The sequence below is a fragment of the Hansschlegelia sp. KR7-227 genome (assembly GCF_049446035.1).
GTDB lineage: Bacteria > Pseudomonadota > Alphaproteobacteria > Rhizobiales > Methylopilaceae > Methylopila.
On sequence record NZ_JBMSEA010000001.1, the window covers coordinates 948,876 to 965,847 of the forward strand.

17 protein-coding genes are annotated in these 16,972 nt (G+C 68.4%); 9 read left to right on the forward strand and 8 right to left on the reverse strand.

Features of this window, described 5'->3' with window-relative positions; translation table 11 throughout:
• Nucleotides 1-40 precede the first annotated feature (40 nt).
• From ACO2RJ_RS04420 to ACO2RJ_RS04440, 5 genes are read left to right on the forward strand one after another with little or no spacing between them, the layout of a single operon-like run.
• Entirely contained in the window at nt 41-415 is a 375-nt protein-coding gene (locus tag ACO2RJ_RS04420; RefSeq protein WP_423266804.1) for a 4a-hydroxytetrahydrobiopterin dehydratase, read from the forward strand.
• Nucleotides 408-1,652, forward strand: a complete 1,245-nt coding sequence (locus ACO2RJ_RS04425) for a hypothetical protein (RefSeq protein ID WP_423266805.1) — start codon at nt 408-410, stop codon at nt 1,650-1,652. The genes ACO2RJ_RS04420 and ACO2RJ_RS04425 overlap by 8 nt, the downstream gene beginning before the upstream one ends.
• A complete protein-coding gene (locus tag ACO2RJ_RS04430) occupies nt 1,649-3,307 on the forward strand; it encodes a formylmethanofuran dehydrogenase subunit A (protein ID WP_423266806.1) in 1,659 nt (552 codons plus the stop codon). The genes ACO2RJ_RS04425 and ACO2RJ_RS04430 overlap by 4 nt, the downstream gene beginning before the upstream one ends.
• Nucleotides 3,304-4,200 (forward strand): formylmethanofuran--tetrahydromethanopterin N-formyltransferase, encoded by an 897-nt coding sequence (fhcD, locus tag ACO2RJ_RS04435; RefSeq protein ID WP_423266807.1) that lies wholly within the window; start codon nt 3,304-3,306, stop codon nt 4,198-4,200. Before ACO2RJ_RS04430 ends, fhcD begins: the two co-directional genes overlap by 4 nt.
• Complete coding sequence (locus ACO2RJ_RS04440; RefSeq protein WP_423266808.1) at nt 4,197-4,985, forward strand: formylmethanofuran dehydrogenase subunit C; 789 nt, start codon at nt 4,197-4,199, stop codon at nt 4,983-4,985. Before fhcD ends, ACO2RJ_RS04440 begins: the two co-directional genes overlap by 4 nt.
• Nucleotides 4,986-4,995: 10 nt before the next feature.
• Here ACO2RJ_RS04440 and ACO2RJ_RS04445 read toward each other — a convergent pair whose 3' ends face one another.
• Genes ACO2RJ_RS04445 through ACO2RJ_RS04460 form a run of 4 tightly spaced genes read right to left on the reverse strand, consistent with a single transcriptional unit; the run spans nt 4,996 to nt 8,277 of the window.
• Entirely contained in the window at nt 4,996-5,694 is a 699-nt protein-coding gene (locus ACO2RJ_RS04445; RefSeq protein WP_423266809.1) for a (5-formylfuran-3-yl)methyl phosphate synthase, read from the reverse strand.
• A complete protein-coding gene (locus ACO2RJ_RS04450; RefSeq protein WP_423266810.1) occupies nt 5,691-6,260 on the reverse strand; it encodes a DUF447 domain-containing protein in 570 nt (189 codons plus the stop codon). Before ACO2RJ_RS04450 ends, ACO2RJ_RS04445 begins: the two co-directional genes overlap by 4 nt.
• Entirely contained in the window at nt 6,257-7,693 is a 1,437-nt protein-coding gene (locus ACO2RJ_RS04455) for a DUF6513 domain-containing protein (protein ID WP_423266811.1), read from the reverse strand. Before ACO2RJ_RS04455 ends, ACO2RJ_RS04450 begins: the two co-directional genes overlap by 4 nt.
• Complete coding sequence (locus ACO2RJ_RS04460; RefSeq protein WP_423266812.1) at nt 7,690-8,277, reverse strand: aspartate kinase; 588 nt, start codon at nt 8,275-8,277, stop codon at nt 7,690-7,692. Before ACO2RJ_RS04460 ends, ACO2RJ_RS04455 begins: the two co-directional genes overlap by 4 nt.
• A 211-nt stretch (nt 8,278-8,488) precedes the next feature.
• On the opposite strand from ACO2RJ_RS04460, the gene ACO2RJ_RS04465 reads away from it, so the two are divergent.
• The 4 genes from ACO2RJ_RS04465 to ACO2RJ_RS04480 all read left to right on the forward strand — a co-directional run bounded on the left by ACO2RJ_RS04465 (nt 8,489) and on the right by ACO2RJ_RS04480 (nt 13,422).
• Entirely contained in the window at nt 8,489-9,478 is a 990-nt protein-coding gene (locus ACO2RJ_RS04465; RefSeq protein ID WP_423266813.1) for a quinoprotein relay system zinc metallohydrolase 2, read from the forward strand.
• Between the two features lie 316 nt (nt 9,479-9,794).
• Complete coding sequence (gene xoxF5 / locus ACO2RJ_RS04470; RefSeq protein ID WP_423266814.1) at nt 9,795-11,603, forward strand: lanthanide-dependent methanol dehydrogenase XoxF5; 1,809 nt, start codon at nt 9,795-9,797, stop codon at nt 11,601-11,603.
• A 376-nt stretch (nt 11,604-11,979) separates the two neighbouring features.
• Complete coding sequence (locus ACO2RJ_RS04475) at nt 11,980-12,828, forward strand: quinoprotein dehydrogenase-associated putative ABC transporter substrate-binding protein (protein WP_423266815.1); 849 nt, start codon at nt 11,980-11,982, stop codon at nt 12,826-12,828.
• A 15-nt stretch (nt 12,829-12,843) separates the two neighbouring features.
• A complete protein-coding gene (locus ACO2RJ_RS04480; RefSeq protein ID WP_423266816.1) occupies nt 12,844-13,422 on the forward strand; it encodes a PQQ-dependent catabolism-associated CXXCW motif protein in 579 nt (192 codons plus the stop codon).
• A gap of 16 nt (nt 13,423-13,438) precedes the next feature.
• Here ACO2RJ_RS04480 and ACO2RJ_RS04485 read toward each other — a convergent pair whose 3' ends face one another.
• From ACO2RJ_RS04485 to ACO2RJ_RS04500, 4 genes are all read right to left on the reverse strand, one after another.
• A complete protein-coding gene (locus tag ACO2RJ_RS04485) occupies nt 13,439-14,440 on the reverse strand; it encodes a Bug family tripartite tricarboxylate transporter substrate binding protein (protein WP_423266817.1) in 1,002 nt (333 codons plus the stop codon).
• Nucleotides 14,437-15,147, reverse strand: a complete 711-nt coding sequence (locus ACO2RJ_RS04490; RefSeq protein ID WP_423266818.1) for a hypothetical protein — start codon at nt 15,145-15,147, stop codon at nt 14,437-14,439. Before ACO2RJ_RS04490 ends, ACO2RJ_RS04485 begins: the two co-directional genes overlap by 4 nt.
• Nucleotides 15,148-15,275: 128 nt before the next feature.
• Nucleotides 15,276-16,148, reverse strand: a complete 873-nt coding sequence (locus ACO2RJ_RS04495; protein WP_423266819.1) for an ABC transporter permease — start codon at nt 16,146-16,148, stop codon at nt 15,276-15,278.
• Complete coding sequence (locus ACO2RJ_RS04500) at nt 16,145-16,933, reverse strand: ABC transporter ATP-binding protein (RefSeq protein WP_423266820.1); 789 nt, start codon at nt 16,931-16,933, stop codon at nt 16,145-16,147. Before ACO2RJ_RS04500 ends, ACO2RJ_RS04495 begins: the two co-directional genes overlap by 4 nt.
• Nucleotides 16,934-16,972 lie beyond the last annotated feature (39 nt).

Sequence of the window (16,972 nt, forward strand, 5' to 3'; positions counted from 1 at the left end):
CCTCGGATTCAAAATAAGAGCGACGCGAGGACGCCCGACAATGGCTGAACGAAAATCCTCCATCCCCGACGATCAGGTGAAGGAGCGTCTCGCCGCCGAGCTGCCGAAATGGAGGCTCGAAGACGGCTGGATCCGCCGCACCTACAAGACCCAAGGCTGGAAAAGCACCCTGATGGTGATCAACACCGTCGGCCATCTCGCCGAGGCGGCCTGGCACCATCCCGACATCACGGCCTCCTACGCCTGGGTCGAGGTGCGGCTGATGTCGCACGACGCCAAGGGAATCACCGATCGGGACTTCGCTCTGGCGAAGAAGATCGAAGAGGTGGTGCAGTGGCAGCCCGGGACCGAAGGGCAGGGGCTCGAGGGCACGCCGCAGGGCGACCAGCGCTTCGCCTATGTGAAATATGACTGAGGCGCAGGGCGGCGGCTCCACGCACATCGACGTGGTCTGCCCGTTTTGCGGGCTCGGATGCGACGACGTCTCGCTCAAGATCGATGGTCTGGCGGTTGAAGCCGGGGAGGGCGCCTGCGGCCGCGCGGCCGCGCTGTTCAGGCGCTCGCAGGCTTCCAATCCCGCCCCGCGCGTGGGCGGCTCCGACGCTTCGCTCGACGAGGCGATCGCGGCGGCGGCGGACCTGCTCGCCGGAGCGCGCGCCCCGTTCCACGCCGGGCTCGGGACGGACGTCGACGGCGTTCGCGCCGTGATCAAGCTCGCCGGCAAGGTCGGAGGCGGCGTCGACCACTACGCCTCGGCCGGTCTGTTCCGGAACCTTTCGACCGCGCAACGCAAGGGCTGGGTCGCGACGACGCTCGCCGAGGTCCGTAACCGCTGCGATTTGCTGGTCGTGGTCGGTCCTGATCCGTCCGAGTCGTTCCATCGCCTGTACGACCGCGTGACGCCCGCGAAGGGACGTTTTGTCGAGGGCGTGAGACGGGTCGTCTTTCTCGGCGGGGAGCCGACGGCAGAGGCGAAAACCCAGCTCGCCGGGGCCAAAGTGGAGACGATTTCCGTCCCGGAGGGCGGCCTGGTCGACTGTCTGTCGCGCCTGCACGCCCTCGTGGCCGGTACGCCGGCCGCCTCCGGCGATCCGGACATCGGACCGCTCGCAACGTCTCTCAAAGCCGCGAAATACGGCGTGCTCGCCTGGAGCGCTGCCTCCCTCGGCTCCGACGGCGACCTCGTCGTCGAGCGCGCCGCGGCGGTCGTCGACGCGCTCAACGTCGAGACGCGCGCCGCCTGCCTGCCGCTCGCCGGCCGCGACAATCTGATCGGGGCGAACCAGACCTTCCTCTGGAATGTCGGCTTCCCGCTTCGCACCGCCTTCAGCGGCGGCGTGGCGAGCCACGACCAGACGCTGAACGCGACCGAGGCCGCGCTCGCCGAGGCCGACGTGCTGGTGTGGACGTCGTCGTTCCGGCCGGAGCTTCCGCCGGAATCCGACGCCAGGCTGATCGCGATCGCGCATCCCGCCACAAAATTCGAGCGCGAGCCGGACGTGTTCATTCCCGTGGGCCAGCCGGGCCTCGACCACGCGGGCCTCGCCTTCCGCACCGACACGGTCGTCGCCATCCCGCTCGGCAAGCACCGCGACAGCGGCCTGCCGAGCGTCGCCGACGTTCTCAAGCGCATTCTGGAGCAGCACCGTTGAGCGCCATTCGCATCACCGGCGGCAAGGTCCTCGATCCCGCGAACGGCGAGGTCGGCGTCGTCCGCGACGTCGTGATCCAGGACGGTCGGATCGTCGCCGCGGACGCAGCCGAAGGGGTGACCGAGACGATCGACGCCTCAGGCGGAATCGTGATGGCCGGCGGCATCGACATCCACAGCCACATCGCCGGCGGCAAGTCGAACATCGCCCGCCTCCTGATGGTCGAGGAGCAGCGCGCCTTCCGCGAGCCGCAGGGTCCGTTCTGCGCCTGCGGCGGCGGCCTCTCGACCATGACCGCGCACGCCACCGGCTGCCGCTACGCCGAAATGGGCTTCACGGCCGCTTTCGAACCCGCGGTGGTGGCGGCGAACGCGCGCCACATGCACGCCGAGATGGGCGACATCCCGTTCCTCGACACGGGCGGCTATCTCGTGCTCGGCAATGACGATTTCCTGCTCGACCTGATCGCCTCGGGCTCGGGGCAGCAGGCGGTCAACGACTACGTCGCCTGGATGCTGAAGGCGACCAAATGCATGGCGATCAAGATCGTCAATCCGGGCGGCATCAACGCGTTCAAGTTCAACGCCCGGAAAATGGATCTCGACGAGAAGAACCCGCATTACGAGATCACGCCGCGCACCATTCTGCAGACGTTGATCAAGGCGGTGACTCAGCTCGGGCTGACGCACCCGATCCATCTCCACGGCTGCAATCTGGGCGTGCCCGGCAACGAGCAGACCACGATCGACACGATCGCGGCGGCCGAAGGCATGCCGCTGCACATGACGCATGTGCAGTTCCACAGTTACGGAACCGAGGGCGACCGGAAGTTCTCCTCCGGCGCGGCCCGGATCGCCGAGGCCGTCAACAAGAACCCGAACATTTCGATCGACGTCGGCCAGATCATGTTCGGGCAGACGGTGACGGCGTCCGCCGACTTCATGTCGCAGCACCGCAATCGCGGCATCGCGAGCCCAAGCCGCTGGATCGGCATGGATATCGAGATGGACGCCGCCTGTGGGATCGTGCCGTTCGAGTACAAGGACAAGTCCTTCGTCAATGCGCTGCAATGGGCGATCGGACTGGAGCTGTTTCTGCTGGTCGAGGATCCCTGGCGGATCTTCCTCACCACCGACCATCCGAACGGCGCGCCGTTCACGACCTATCCGCACCTCATCAAGCTGCTGATGGACCGCCAGTTCCGCGAGGAGCAGTTCGGCAGGCTGTCCAAGGCCGCGCGCAAGCATTCGAACCTGCTCGAGATCAAGCGGGAGTACACGCTGGAGGAGATCGCGATCATCACCCGCGCGGCTCCGGCGAAAATCCTCGGGCTGCATGACCGCGGCCATCTCGGCGCCGGCGGCGTGGGCGACGTCGTGGTCTATCGCGACGATCCCGATCGCGAGGCGATGTTCGCGAAGGCGGCTTACGTGGTGAAGGACGGCACGGTCATCGTGAAGAACGGCGAGATCGTCGATCTCGTCTACGGCCGCACCCACCAGGTGGCGCCCGAGCACGACGCCAGCATGGACGCCAAGCTCGACCGCTGGTTCGACGAGGCGATGGGCTTCAAGGCCAAGACCTTCAAGCTCTCGGACAGCGAGATCCGGGGCGGGCAGGGCACGGTGACGCACGCGACGGAGCGGTCGGCATGATCCTCAACGGCGTCGAAATCCGCGACAGCTTCGCGGAAGCGTTCCCGATGGTCGGCGCGCGTCTGATCATCACCGCCGACACGGCGAAGTGGGCGATGATCGCGGCCAAGACCATGACGGGCTTCGCGACCTCCGTCATCGGCTGCGGCTGCGAGGCCGGCGTCGAGAAGGAGCTTGCGCCGGAGGACACGCCGGACGGGCGCCCCGGCGTCGCCGTGCTGATCTTCGCCATGGACATCAAGAGCCTCAAGGCGGTGGTGCCGAACCGGATCGGCCAGTGCGTGCTGACCTCGCCCACCTCCGCCTGCTATTCCGGCCTCGAAGGCGGCGACGCCATCTCGATCGGCAAGGCGCTGCGCTATTTCGGCGACGGCTGGCAGATCTCGAAGAACGTCGACGGCCGCCGGATCTGGCGCATCCCCGTGATGGAGGGCGAATTCGTCTGCGACCATGAGACCGGCTCGGTCTCCGGCGTCGGCGGCGGCAACATCCTGATTCTCGCCACCTCGCGCGGCGAGGCTCTGGCGGCGGCCGAAGCGGCCGTCGAGAGCATGACCAAGGTCGAGGGCTGCATCCTGCCGTTTCCGGGCGGCATCGTGCGCTCCGGCTCCAAGGTCGGCTCGAAATACAAGGGCATGTTCGCCTCCTCGAACAACGCCTATTGCCCGACGCTGAGGGCCCAGACCGAGAGCCAGCTGCCGGCCGAGGTCGCATCCGTCATGGAGATCGTGATCGACGGCGTCTCCGAAGCCGCGGTCACGGCCTGCACCAAGGCGGGAATCGAGGCGATCGTCGCCCTCGGCCGCGCCAAGGGCGTGGTCGCGATCGACGCGGGCAACTACGGCGGAAATCTCGGACCCTTCCACTTCAAGCTCCGGGAGATCATGGCGTGACCGGGATCATCCTCACTCCCCGCGGAGTCTTCGAGGCGCGCGTCGACCTCTCGAACGTCCTGCCGGAGGACGGCGTCGATCTCGCCAGACGGCGGATCGGCTATGGCGGCAAGTCGGTGGAGCTCGGCGAGCTGTTCGCGATCAGCGGCTCGGGCGCCGGACGCCTGACGCTCCACGGGAGCGACGGACGGCTCGACGGCGTCGGCGCCGGCCTCTCCGAAGGCGAGATCGTCGTCGAAGGCGACGTCGGCACGCGGCTCGGCCGCGGCATGACGGGCGGCATGATCTCCGTGAAGGGCTCGGCCGGCGCGTTCGCCGCGAGCGAGATGGCGGGCGGCAAGATCGTCATCGGCGGCGACGCCGGCGAGCGGCTGGGCGCGGCGGGCGAGGGCGCCAAGCGCGGCATGAGCGGCGGCGTCGTCGTGGTCGGCGGATCCGCCGGGCCGCGCGCGGCCGAGCGCCTGCGGGGCGGCGTGATCGTCGTCCATGGCGACGCGGGCGAGGGCGCCGCCACCGACCTGATCGCCGGCACGGTCGCGATCGCGGGCAAGCTCGGCAAGAACGCCGGCCGCGGCATGAAACGCGGCACGCTGTTTCTGCGCTCGACGGACGGCCTCGGCGGCGGTTTCGCGGATGCGGGCGTGCATGACCTCGTCATGCTGCGCGTGCTGGCCCGGCGATCGCAGGAGCTCGCCGCCTTCTTCGGAACCAGCGTGACCCGCGCGCGACGGCTGGCGGGCGACCTCTACGCCGGCGGCAAGGGCGAGGCGTTGGTCGTCGGCTGACGGAAAAGCTTTATGCCGCGCGCCGGCGATCCCGTAGGGCCGTGGCGAGGGCGGCGACGGCGCGGGCGTCGATCCGGCCCGTCCGGCCGCCCGCGCAGAGCGCGCCGCGGAAGCCGAGATAGTCCGGGTTCAGCGCCGCAAGCGGGCCGACGTCTTCGATCTTGAGCGATCCCGCGAGGCCGACCAGAAGGCCGCGCTCCCGCGCCCGCGTCACGAAAGCGGCGAGCGCGGCGTCCGTCATATGCCTCCGGAGGCCGCCGGCCGACTTGTCCGCGGTGTCGATCATGGCGCCATGGAAGCCCGCCTCCGCGATGGCCGGAAGCAGCCCGAAGTCCGGTTCGGCGTCGCCGAAGAACACCGCGATCAGATCGCAGCGCGCGGCCAACGGGGCGAGCGCCTCAAGGCAGCCGAGCGGCTCGCCGCCCGGAAACATCCCGAGCTTGACCATGGGGACGCCGGTCGCGGCGACGCGCTCCGCCGCGGCGGCCACGACCGGAGGGGTCATCGGCTGGTCGCCGATCGTCGCGCTCAGCAGGGGCGACGGGGAGGGCCAGCCCCGCCAGCGGGCGACGGCCGCCTCGAGCGCCGCGGTTCTCCAGGCGCCGAGCGCGCCGGCCGACGGCTCCTTGAGGTCGACGATCGCGGCGCCGCCCGCGCGAACGACCTCCATTTCGTCGACTGTCGCGACGCTTGCGAGCAGGCCGGTCACGACGCGGCCTTCGCGCGGTGCGCCGCGACGGCGTCGCTGAGCCAGCCCCAGGCCTCGCGCTCTTCGGGGCCGGCGGTCTTGTCGATCGCGATCTGGAGATAGCCGAATTCGGCGTCGATCTTGTCCGCCGGCAGCATGTCCAGCCGGCTCACGAGCACGGCGCCCTCCAGCACCGCCGCCACGGCGCGGTTCAGGCCCCCGAAGGCCCGGTCGTTCGCGGCGTGGACCGTCCGGCAATAAAGCTTCGGCCGCTGGCCCTCGCCGTCATCGATCCTCTCGACCTCGACCTCGTCATGGGCGAGGGCGCCGGCGAGACGAACTGAGGGAACGGCCAGGGCGGGTTCGGTCGGCCAGTCCTGCCGGCGCTTCGTCACGCAGCCGGCAAACACCCGGGCGTCATCGGTGAAGTTCACGCAGCCGCAGCGAGTCGCGAGAAAGTTCTCAAGCGTCGTCGAAGGACGGAAAGGCTGCAGCAGCCAGCCGCCGTCGATCGGGGTTGCGCCCATCGGCGCGACGTGCGGCCTTCCTTCGGGCGACAGGGTGGTGACGATCGTCTCGCGGATCACGAGTCAGGCTCCCCGGGCGCCTTGCGCCCTCTCTTGTCCGCGAGCGTCGATCCCGCCTCCTTGAAGGACGCCATCTTGTGGGCCTGCTCGATGCTTTCCGCGGTCTCGCCGGCGACGCCGAAACGCAGTCCTTCGTCCTGGGCATAGCGCTTGCCGAGCCGGAACGCGATCTCCGCGCGGGCGGTCTCGACGCCGAGATAGAAGGCGTGGCCAGGGTCGCCCTCGACGGCGAGATGGGGATAGTGATCGAACGGGTCGACCGCGGTGCGCAGGCCGTCGCGGTTGAAGATGTGCACGCCCGCCTCCGACACCTCGATCCGGTAGTTGCGGTCGCGGATCTGGGCGGCGAGAGCCGCGACGTCCGCCGCGCTCGACGCCACCGGCCGCCGGTCGCGGAGCGCCATCAGCCCTCCGCCGAAGCCTTGCGGCAGCGAGCCTGCCTCGCGCGCGGCGAAAAACTCGCGCCGCGCCCGGTCGAACTCGCGCACCGCCGTCCGGCAGTGCGGGCTGACCTGGACCGCGAGCACCGCCGTGATCGCGAGCTCCGAGATCATGCCCATCAGAATGGCGTTGATCCCCGTCGTGTCGGCGTCGGTCAACTCGGTCAGGTTGCCGATGCCCATCAGGATCGGCGCCTCGGGCCGCAGGCGCCGGAGTTCGGCGTAGCGCACCACGGAGGCCGTGAAGCCGAAATGGATGGGATCGAGCACGGGATCGGCGAAGTACGGCCGGCCCGTCGCCTCCATGGCGTCGACCGCCCGGATCAGCGACGGCAGGTCGCCCGGCGTCGAGGGCACGAGGATCGGGACGGCCTCGCCCTCGTCGGCGATGGCGAGGGTGGTCTCGTTCAGGCTGAGCAGATAGCTCGCGCCGGCGCGGGTCGCGCGCGCGAGCTCCTCCGGGTTCGCGGAATCGACGCTGACGGCGAAGCCTTCCGCCTTCAGGGCCGCGATCGCCTCTTCCAGATGGCCGAAGGGCGTGTCGGGCATGCAGCCGAGGTCGATGACGTCCGCGCCGTCGGCCTTCAGCGACGTGGCGCGGGCGACGATGTCCGCCGTCGACAGGACGGTGGCGTCGACGATCTCGGCGAAGATCAGGCAGTCGTGGCGCGACAGGTCGGGCTCCAGCCCGCCGCGGCCGAAGAAGCCCGGCAGATCGGCGAGCTCCTCCGGCCCGCGCTCGAACGGAACGCCGAAATGCGCCTGGAGACGGTCGAGATCGCCCCGGAACCGGCCGGGCATGACGGCGCGCACGACCGACTCGGGCAGCGTCAGCCGCCGCTCCACGATCTCGGCCGTCATCAGCGCCGCGACCTTGACGCCGACATTGAGCACGACCGGATCGAGCGTCTCGCCGCGCAGCTCGTCCGCAAGACGAGTCAGCCGGGTCTCGGCGAGCGACCCGGTGATCAGGGCGACCTTCTCCGCGCTCACGCCGCGATGCGCCGAGGCGCGCCGAGCGCGGCGTCGAGCGCGGCGGGGTCCGCCGGACCGAGGCACTGGAGGTCGCCGCGATAGGCCCGCGCCAGAATCGGCGCATGCGGGTCGATCACCCCGGCCTTCGCCCATTCGTCGGGCGATCCGCCGGGGGGGACGAGCGCGGACTTGAGCAGGATCGTCCGCGCGACGCCCAGCTCGGTCGCCAGCCACAGCGCGAGGCTGTCCGAGGTCACGTCCCAGCAGGCCGGGAGATCGGCCGCGAGCGCCATGACGGAGGGGCGCCACAGCGTCGGTCGTCCAGAGAGCCTGGCGGCGGCGAAGTCGTCGGCCGTCGCGCAGGACACGAGCGACGGCGCCCGTTCAGCCAGAACGCAGGCGACCTGGTCCATCGCGAGAATCGCCATGCGGTGCGCGGCGGCGTCGCCGAATCCGAGCCGCGCCTGCTCGTCGCGGACGGCGTCGGCGAAAGGGCCGCCGCCGGGAACGACGATGGCGCCGCGGCGCGTCGCGACGTCGAGCAGGGACTGAAGCAGGGCAGAGCCGAGCAGGCTGCCGCCGAATTTCACGAGTGCATGCATCGGGGTGAGCCGTCGCCGGCCGTCGCCTGGCGGCTGAAAGAAAGAACGCGCGACGCTACCAGCCGGGACGCCGCTTTCCAACTCGCCCGGGCTCCGGCGCGCCGTATGGACGCGGCGGGCCGGATCGCTCCGGATCGACGGACGGGGCCCGGGGGGTTAAATCTCGGCCGACGTCGGCGCGAGAACCGGCGCGGCATCAGGGAGCGTTCGCATGAGTCCTCGCCCGTCGCCCGTCGCGCCCGGATCGCCCGCTCTTCGATGGAGCGCGCTTCGATCGGGCCTGGCGGCGCTCTGCGCCGTCACCGTCATGGCGTCCGTCGCCGCCCGCGCCGATGGGGTCGAGCCGCTGCCGACGACCGAAGTCGCCCCGGGCGTCTTCGTCTACCAGGCGCCCTACGCGCTTCTGTCCGCGGCGAATCAAGGCGCGATCGCCAATGTCGGCTTCATCGTGGGACGCGATTCGGTCGCGGTCATCGACACCGGCAACACGCGTCAGGCGGGCGAGCGCCTGCTGGCGGCCGTGCGAGCGCGCACGAAGCTGCCCATCGCCTATGTCATCAACACCCACATGCATCCCGACCACGCGCTGGGCGACGTCGCCTTCAAGGCCGACGGGACGAAGTTCGTCGCCCACGCGAAATTCGCCCGGGCGCTTCTCGCCCGCGCGCAATCCTATCTCGACGCGGCCAAGCGCCAGACCGACGGCGCGGCCGACCTGCGGCTCGAGGACATCGTGACGCCCGACATCGAGGTGGCCGACCGCCTGGAGCTCGATCTCGGCGACCGTAAGCTTCAATTGCAGGCGGAGCCGACGGCCCACACCGACAACGACCTGACGATCCTCGACGCGCGGACCGACACCTGGTTCCTCGGCGACCTGTTGTTCGTCGGCCATCTTCCGAGCGTGGACGGTTCGCTTGAGGGTTGGGTGAAGGTGATGAGGCGGACGGCCGAGCGGAAGGTGGCGCGCGTGGTGCCGGGGCACGGGCCGGCCTCGGTCGACTGGCCCGGCGCGCTCGCCCCGCAACAGCGTTATTTCGACCGGCTTCGGTCCGACGTCGAAGCCATGATCGAGAAGGCGGCGACGCTGCGCGAGGCGTCGGAAAGCGCCGGGCTTTCGGAGCGCGACGGCTGGGCTCTGTTCGACGAATTCAACGCGCGAAACGCGATCGAGGCCTATCGCGAGGCGGAATGGCGATAATGCGGTGCAATATAATAAGTTAGCGCATGCAGCAAATTCATAATAAGTCCCTTATATCTTAAAGTCCTGTTGCGTGGTCAAAGGAAGCGGTCTAGCCTCCGCACAGTCTTCGGCTTCTACGTCGGCGTCCTTATGGACTATGGCGGTTCGTAGGAGTGGTCGGGGCCTGCGGCGTCCCAAGCGCCGCAAGCCATGCGCCGGCTAACCGTGACACGATGCGGAAGGCGAAAGTCCAACAATAATGAATGGTGCCTCTCCATTGGTGCGTCTCGCGAGGGGCTGACTAAGGACTGCGTACAAGAGGGAGAACTAAGGAATGCGCAAAGTCGCGATCGCAGCGGGCCTGATGGGCGCCGCCTGCATGGCTTGGCCGGTGTCCGCCAACGACAGCGTCACCAACATCATCAAGGACCCCAAGCAGTGGGGCATTCAGACGGGCGACTACTTCAACCAGCGCTACTCGAAGCTTGACGAAATCACCAAGGATAACGTCAAGAAGCTTCAGGTGGCCTGGACGTTCTCGACCGGCGTGCTTCGTGGTCACGAAGGCTCGCCGCTCGTCATCGGCAACATGATGTATCTGCATACGCCGTTCCCGAACAACGTGTTCGCGCTGGATCTCGACCAGGGCGGCAAGATCGTTTGGAAGTACGAGCCGAAGCAGGATCCGTCGGTCATTCCGGTGATGTGCTGCGACACCGTCAACCGCGGTCTCGCTTACGCCGACGGCATCATCTTCCTGCACCAGGCCGACACCACCCTCGTCGCGCTCGACGCCAAGTCGGGCGAGAAGAAGTGGTCGGTCGTCAACGGCGACCCGAAGAAGGGCGAAACCAACACCGCGACCGTTCTTCCGGTCAAGGACAAGGTGATCGTCGGCATCTCGGGCGGCGAGTTCGGCGTCCAGGGCCATGTCACCGCCTACAACATCAAAGACGGCAAGATGGTGTGGCGCGGCTACTCCATGGGCCCGGACGATCAGACCCTGATCGATCCCAAGGAAACCATGGAGCTTGGCAAGCCGGTCGGCGAGAACTCTTCGCTGAAGACCTGGGAAGGCGATCAGTGGAAGACCGGCGGCGGCTCGACCTGGGGCTGGTACTCCTACGATGCCAAGCTGAACCTGATCTATTACGGCACGGGCAACCCCTCGACCTGGAACCCGAAGCAGCGTCCTGGCGACAACAAGTGGTCGATGACCATTTTCGCCCGCGACCCTGACACGGGCAAGGCCAAGTGGGTCTACCAGATGACCCCGCATGACGAGTGGGACTACGACGGCATCAACGAGATGATCCTGTCGGACCAGGAAATCGACGGCAAGAAGCGTCCCATCCTCACGCATTTCGATCGTAACGGCTTCGGCTATACGCTCGATCGCGCGACCGGCGAGCTTCTCGTCGCCGAGAAGTACGACCCGGTCGTGAACTGGGCCACCAAGGTCGACATGGACAAGTCGTCCAAGACCTACGGCCGTCCGCTCGTCGTGGCGAAGTACTCCACGGAGCAGAACGGCGAAGACGTGAACTCGCAGGGCATCTGCCCGGCGGCGCTCGGCACCAAGGACCAGCAGCCTGCGGCCTATTCGCCGGAGACCGAGCTGTTCTACGTGCCGACCAACCACGTCTGCATGGACTACGAGCCGTTCCGCGTCTCGTACACCGCCGGCCAGCCCTATGTCGGCGCGACCCTCTCGATGTATCCCGCGCCGAACAGCCATGGCGGCATGGGCAACTTCATCGCTTGGGACGGCAAGAAGGGTAAGATCGTCTGGTCCAACAAGGAGCAGTTCTCCGTGTGGTCCGGCGCTCTGGCCACCGCTGGCGGCGTCGTGTTCTACGGCACGCTCGAGGGCTACCTGAAGGCGGTCGACGCCAAGACGGGCAAGGAACTCTACAAGTTCAAGACCCCGTCCGGCATCATCGGCAACGTCATGACCTATGAGCACAAGGGCAAGCAGTACGTCGCGATCCTCTCGGGCATCGGCGGCTGGGCTGGCATCGGCCTCGCGGCCGGCCTGACCAACTCCACCGACGGCCTCGGCGCGGTCGGCGGCTATGCGGCGCTGTCCAACTACACCGCTCTCGGCGGCCAGCTCACGGTCTTCGCTCTGCCGAGCTCGTGACGCGATCGGAGTTGACCGTCTGAGGTCAAGCTCCATCTAAATGGGGGCCCGGCTGTCGGAGAAATCCGGCGGCCGGGCCTTCGCGTATCAAGGACGACGGCGACGCCGATCCCATGATGAACGGCAGGGCAGGCTGAGGGCGACGACCGGAAGCGCCCGAGCGCTGTCGGCGGGCGTCGAGGGCGCCCCGGACCAGCAAGACCCGCCACCCGCCTCGGCTGACATTGCGCGCGGCCGGGCCGGCGAGGGCCGCAACCGTCGGGCGCTTGAACCGTTGGCCTCAGACCGTCGACGACGTGGCGGCCATTGGGCGGCCGATGGGCTCCGGATCAAAGCCAGGTCGACGTCAACGGCCGAAAGAGGAGACGCTGAAGCGATGATTTTTGGATTCCGCCATTTCAAGCCATGGCCTGCCGCGGCGCTCGCCGTCGCCGCCGCCTTCGCGGCGGTCGCGCCGGCTGGCGCGCAGACGTCCGATCTCGTGAACCGCGCGACGCTGCGGGTCTGCGCGGACCCGGCGGACATGCCGCTCTCCAACGAGAAGGGCGAGGGCTACGAGAACAAGATCGCCGAGCTGCTCGCTCAGGATCTCGGCATTCCGCTCATATACAAGTGGTTTCCGCAGGCCACGGGCTTCTACCGCATGACATTGGGCGTCAAACAATGCGACGTCGTCCTCGGCGTCGCCGCGGGCGCGGATCCCTATCTCAACACGAACGCGTTCATGCGCTCGACCTCCATCCTCGTCGTCAAGAAGGGCGGGCCGCTCGAAGGCGTCGACGCCCTTTCTGATCCTCGACTGAAGGGGAAGCGCGTAGGGGTGATCGCGGGGACACCGGCCGCCAGCCACCTCATCCGGAACGGGTTGATGGGCACGGCCAAGCCGTATTCCCTGACGGTGGATCGGCGCTATGAATCCCCGGCGGACGACATGATCAAGGACATTCAGTCGGGCGCGATCGACGCCGGCATCCTCTGGGGGCCCATCGGCGGCGCCGCGGTGAAAGCTGCCGGAGACATGTCTTCGGTCCCTCTCGTCAAGGAGAAGGGCGCGCCTCCGATGTCCTATCGCATCACCTTTGGCGTGCGGCCGGGCGAGGAGAACTGGAAGCACCGTCTTAACGACTTCATCTCCAAGCATCAGGCCGAGATCAACAAGATTCTGGCGTCCTACAACATTCCGCTGCTCGATGAACGCGACCAACCGCTGCCCGTCACCCAGTAAGCGGTCCGCTTCGCGATGAGGCTGTTTTGCCTGGCGGCGGCTCTCGTCGCGCTCGGATTGGCGGGCGGGGCGTTCGGCGCTCGCGCGCAGAGCGCCCCGCCCGAACCGGCCGGCTATCGGATGGATGACTACCGTTCCCCGACGCCGGCGACGCTCGCCGGCGCGCGGGTTGTGGACCCCGCCGAGGCGAAGGCGCTGCGGCGGGAAGGCGACGTCCTTTTCCTCGACACCATGCCGCGCGACGTGAAGCCGCCGAGCCTCCCGCCGGGCACGATCTGGCGCGACAAGCCGCGCGACAACATCCCCGGCAGCGTCTGGCTCGCCAATGTCGGCTATGGCGCGCTCAGTCCGGAGATGGAGGCGTATTTCAGAGAAAGTCTGCGGGTTCTGACGGCGGGCGACCAAAGCCGCGCGCTGCTGTTCTACTGCCGGGCGGACTGCTGGATGTCCTGGAACGCGGCGAAGCGCGCGCTGTCCTGGGGCTACTCCCGCGTCCTCTGGTTTCCGGCCGGGACCGACGGCTGGAGCGAGGACGGACAGCCGCTCGAGCCCGGCAAGCCTTATGTTCCGCCGCCCGCGGCCAAAACGCCCTGAGGGTTGGTCCCCCGCGTCAGTTCGGCCTTCCCGCATCCCGCAGCAGGTCGGCGACCCGACGCTGCTCGGACGCCACGAACCGCGCGAACGCGTCCGACGCCTGGTAGTCGTCGAACCAGAAGCGCTGCTCGAGCATCTCCCGCCAGCCCTGCGCTTTCGTCAGCGCCTGGAGGGCGCCTTCGAGACGTTCGAACAGCGTCGAATTCATCGCCGGCCGCGCGACCACCCCGCGCCACATCGTAAGCTCGACGTCGAGGCCGAGCTCGTGAAAGGTGGGCAGATCGACGCCCTTCGCGCGTGCGCCGCTCGACAGCGCGAGCGGCGTGAGCGTTCCGCCGCGGATCTGGTGGATGAGGTCGCTGAGCGGGGCGCCGGCGACCGTCACCTCGCCGCGCAGAACCCGCATGGACACGGCCACGCCGTCGCGGTCGCGAACATAGGCGATGCGTTTGGCGTCGACCCCCGTCGCGCGCGCCACCGACACGCAAAGCTGCTCGTCGGGGCTGCCCGCGCCCCGGCCGCCCCAGCGAACGGACCCGGGGTCCTGACGCAGCGCGGAGAGGAGCTCGGCCAGCGACTTGATCGGCGAGCCTGCGGGCGCGACCAGCGCCAGACCCTCGCCGGTCAGGCGCGCCAGCGGCGGCGCCTGCAGGATGTCGACCTTCGAGCCCCGCGCGAACAGGGCGCCGATGGTCTCGAGACCGATAACCATCATATTGGCCGAGGGCCGCTTTCCGCCGACGAGGTCCACAATCGCGTCCGCGTCGTCGCCCGGCGCGGTCGACACGCTGGCGCTCGGAACCAGCCGTTCGAGCCGCAGCCCCTCCGCGACGGCGCGCGCCAGCTGATCGGAGCCGCGTCCGGCCCCGACCGGGGCGAGGATCTCCAGACTTGCGATCTGCGCTCGGACCGGATGGATCAAGCCGCCCGTGACGCCCGTCGCCGCAAGGCCCCGCGCCGCGCTTCGGCGGTCGAGGAGGAGCGGCGGCCGGGCTGGAAAGCGGTCGCGAACGGTCACCCCAGTCGAGCCTGGATCTCGCGGGCGAGATCGAACGCCCGCTGCTCGAGCAGCACCGGGCTTTCGCAGACATAGGTCAGCGACTGCGAACGCTCGTCGTAGATCCGGGTGTCCCAATCGAGCGCCTGCTGCTGCTGAACGCCTTCCGGGGAGTTTTGCGAGGCCATGTCTTTCTGGGTCTCGGCGATTTTCAGACTTTCCGTCTTGATGCGCTCCGACAGCGCGCGCTGCTTGCGCGCGTAGCGTTCGATTCCGGTGATCAGACGCCCGCGCTGGGAGTTCAGCTCCTCGAACACGCCCGCGAACAGCAGCTGCAGTTTCTCGGCCTTCTTGTCGCCCGCCGACGCGGCGAACGCGTCGAGCTCCTTGCGAACCTCCTCCATCGAGGTGCGCCGGGCGACCAGCACGGGGACGAGGTCGGCGACCGCGGGGTCTTCGCGCCAGACCTTCATGGCGTCCTCGATCGGAGGGCCGGCCCAAAACTGCCCGTAGCTCATCGAGCCGACTTTAACCTGGACGCACGGCCAGTCCGGGTCCTGCGCCGGCTTCGCCGCGCCTGGCTGGGCGGCCCGGGGAGCGTCGCGCGGCGGGAGAGGCGTCTTCGGCCCGTCGGACTGCGCCGCGGCGCTCTGCGCGAGAGCGAGGCCTGAGCAGGCCGCGAGAGCCCATAGGACCCGCGCCGTGGGTTTGGGGAAAGGGAATGTCATCTGCGTCCTGATCTCCCGGAATCGATGGCGCTCTGTCGGGAGGAGGCGGCCGCGACAAGCGCTCTTCTGGCATGGTTTGTCGGCGAACGGCGCCGGAATCACGGCGCCGACGCGTTCCTGGGCGTCGGCTATCGCGCGGCGTCCGGCCCGCCCTTCCGCGCGGTGAAGCCGGAGGAGGGGTCGTAGGCGAGGACGGCGGCGACGATGAACACGATCGAACAACCCGAGACGACCGCGAGCGCCGTCCATTCGACTTGGCCGTAGAATGCGAAGCGGATCAGCTCCACCGCATGGCTGAAGGGATTGTAGCTGCAGATCGCGTACAGCAGCTCGCTCGACTCCCTGACCTTCCACAGCGGATAGAGCGCCGACGAGGCGAAGAACATCGGGAAGATCACGAAGTTCATCACGCTCGCGAAGTTCTCGAGCTGCTTGAACACCGAGGACATCGCGAGGCCCATGGCGCCCAGCATCAGGCCGGTGAGCACCAGCGCAGGCGCGACCGTCAGGTAGCCCCAATGAGTGTCCGGCCGGACGTCCCAGAAATAGGCGACCAGGAGAAACGCATAGACCTGCAGCAGCGACACGGCGATGCCGGCGACCAGCTTCGACAGCAGCAGAAACCAGCGGGGGTAGGGGCTGACGAGCAGGATGCGCATCGCCCCGACCTCCCGGTCATAGACCATCGAGAGCGACGACTGCAGCCCGTTGAAGAGCTGGATCATCGCCATCAGGCCGGGCGCGATGTAGACCTCGTAGAGAACGTAGGTTTCGTAAGGCGGGATGATCGAGACGCCGAGGGCCGCCCGAAAGCCTGCGGCGAAGATGAACAGCCAGACCAGCGGCCGCACCAGCGCCGACAGGAACCGGCCGCGCTGGTGCAGGAAGCGCAGGCTTTCGCGCCACACGATCCCCGTGAGGCAGACGACGTAGCCGCCGAACGTGATCTCTCGAACCGGCCGCTCGGGACGCGCGGCGCCGGTCGTCGCGGCGAGGCTCATGCCGAGGCTCTCGTCATGATCGGTGACAGAGGACCCTCGCCGCCGTCTCCGACGATCCGCAGGAAGGCCGCGCCGACATCGTCGGCGCCCGTCCTTGCGCGCAATTCCGGCACGGTCCCGTCGGCCATGACGCGTCCGCGATGCAGGACCACGACCTTGTCGGCGACCTCGATCTCGTCGACGAGATGGGTCGCCCACAGCACGCCGATGCCGTCCTCGACGATGAGGCGGCGGACCTCCTCGAGGAGCGTCCGCCGAGAGCCGATGTCCAGCCCGGTTGTTGGCTCGTCCAGCAGCAGGAAAGGCGGCTGATGGAGCAGAGCCCGCGCGATCTCGACGCGGCGCATCTGGCCGCCGGAGAGGGCGCGCACCTTGTCGCCCGCGCGGCCTTCGAGATTGACCCGGGCGAGGGCGGCTTCGGCGCGTCGCTTCGCCTCGCCTCGGCCGATGCCGTGAAGGGCCGCATGGTACAGCAGGTTCTGCATCACGCTCAGTTCGAGATCGAGGGTGCGCGCCTGGAACACCACGCCGAGCCGCGACAGCGCCTTGGCGGGCTCTCGCCGGACGTCGTGGCCCAGCACCCGAATCTCGCCGCTGCGGTTGTTGTAGAGCCGCGTGATCAGCGAGAACAGGGTGGTCTTGCCGGCGCCGTTCTGCCCGACAAGCGCGGTGAAAGCGCCGGTCGGCGCCTCCAGGCTCACGTCGTCGAGGGCCTTCGTCTTTCCGAAGACATGGGTGACGTGCTCGACGCTGAGCGCCGCCGTCCTGGGCCCGTCCGCGGTCATTCCGGCGTCCGATCCATGTGCTGTTCCATCCTGACGGGC

Coding starts and splice junctions, on each gene's coding strand:
- ACO2RJ_RS04465 (WP_423266813.1), top strand. CDS start 8,489: ATGAGTCCTCGCCCGTCGCCCGTCGCGCCCGGATCGCCCGCTCTTCGA.
- ACO2RJ_RS04420 (WP_423266804.1), top strand. CDS start 41: ATGGCTGAACGAAAATCCTCCATCCCCGACGATCAGGTGAAGGAGCGT.
- fhcD (WP_423266807.1), top strand. CDS start 3,304: ATGATCCTCAACGGCGTCGAAATCCGCGACAGCTTCGCGGAAGCGTTC.
- ACO2RJ_RS04460 (WP_423266812.1), bottom strand. CDS start 8,277: ATGCATGCACTCGTGAAATTCGGCGGCAGCCTGCTCGGCTCTGCCCTG.
- ACO2RJ_RS04500 (WP_423266820.1), bottom strand. CDS start 16,933: ATGACCGCGGACGGGCCCAGGACGGCGGCGCTCAGCGTCGAGCACGTC.
- ACO2RJ_RS04425 (WP_423266805.1), top strand. CDS start 408: ATGACTGAGGCGCAGGGCGGCGGCTCCACGCACATCGACGTGGTCTGC.
- ACO2RJ_RS04475 (WP_423266815.1), top strand. CDS start 11,980: ATGATTTTTGGATTCCGCCATTTCAAGCCATGGCCTGCCGCGGCGCTC.
- ACO2RJ_RS04495 (WP_423266819.1), bottom strand. CDS start 16,148: ATGAGCCTCGCCGCGACGACCGGCGCCGCGCGTCCCGAGCGGCCGGTT.
- ACO2RJ_RS04480 (WP_423266816.1), top strand. CDS start 12,844: ATGAGGCTGTTTTGCCTGGCGGCGGCTCTCGTCGCGCTCGGATTGGCG.
- ACO2RJ_RS04490 (WP_423266818.1), bottom strand. CDS start 15,147: ATGACATTCCCTTTCCCCAAACCCACGGCGCGGGTCCTATGGGCTCTC.
- xoxF5 (WP_423266814.1), top strand. CDS start 9,795: ATGCGCAAAGTCGCGATCGCAGCGGGCCTGATGGGCGCCGCCTGCATG.